This window comes from Photobacterium carnosum (assembly GCF_002849605.1).
Lineage (GTDB): Bacteria > Pseudomonadota > Gammaproteobacteria > Enterobacterales > Vibrionaceae > Photobacterium > Photobacterium carnosum.
In genome coordinates this window covers 1-1,096 of the sequence record NZ_NPIB01000069.1, presented here as the reverse complement: position 1 = coordinate 1,096, position 1,096 = coordinate 1, and the positions used below count along the sequence as shown (strand labels likewise).

Below are 1,096 nucleotides of genomic sequence, written 5' to 3'. Positions count from 1 at the left end.
GCCGAAGCAGAACGAGATACACTCAAATATATATTGCAGCATTACAATACCAAACGGGGCCATAGTTATAACAACTATTTATCACCAGTGATGATGGAAGCCGCCGCTTAATTTAAACACCTATAAAGGTGTACAGTTTTACTTGACCACTACAATAAGTAACAGTACAATAAATGCAAATAATGTGATTTTCATAAACTAACCTATTTATATTAGGGCGTGTTGATCTTTGTGGTATGAAAAACAAACAGCATGAAGATAAGGTATAATTGAATTCGCCAGAAAACTTTACACCGAACCTACATGCCAAGATTAATGTTAACAGACGGGACATGGGATGTCTTATCAAAAGTAATGTACTTAAGTGGTCGAATTTATAATAAGCCCAACCATAGAAAAACGCTCGAAGGCATACTGTATAAGATGCGCACAGGTATTCCATGGCGAGATTTACCTTCTGATTTTGGCCGTTGGAGTGCTATCTACAGACGGTTTAATTTATGGTCCAAAAAAGGGATTTTGAATGAACTGTTTCGCGCATTATCTCGTGATGCGGACATGGATTGGGTCTTCATTGATGGCAGTATTGTCAGGGCTCATCAACATAGTTGCGGTGCAAGAACTGCTGACAATGAATCAATTGGAAAGAGCCGAGGTGGAAATTCTACGAAAATTCATCTTGCAGTCGATAGCGGAGGGTTGCCTGTTTATTATGAATTATCCTGTGGAAATACGCATGATATCGTCCATGCAGAGTCACTCGTAGCTAATTGCCCAACAAGTAATATGGTTGTCGCAGATAAAGGCTACGACAGTGAAAAACTGAGAGCGTTTGTTCGTGATAATAACGCTACACCCGTTATTCCACGTAAGGGCAACAGTTTAGTAGGCAATGAAGATATTGACTGGTGCATGTACAAATATCGGCACTTGGTTGAGAATGCATTTGGCCGTATTAAGCAATATAGAGGGATAGCCACGCGGTATGAAAAGCTTGAACGAAATTATCATTCAATGCTCGCTTTAGCATTTACTATGATGTGGCTACCAATGTGGGCTGATTGATATATGTACTACAAAGATCAACAGCCCCTAG

Annotated in this window: 1 protein-coding gene; it reads left to right on the top strand. The window is 39.8% G+C overall.

All coding sequences use genetic code 11. The features are described 5' to 3' along the window. Positions 1 to 303: 303 nt before the first annotated feature. Positions 304 to 1,065 (top strand): IS5 family transposase, encoded by a 762-nt coding sequence (locus CIK00_RS21100; RefSeq protein ID WP_101770504.1) that lies wholly within the window; start codon positions 304 to 306, stop codon positions 1,063 to 1,065. Positions 1,066 to 1,096: the final 31 nt, after the last annotated feature.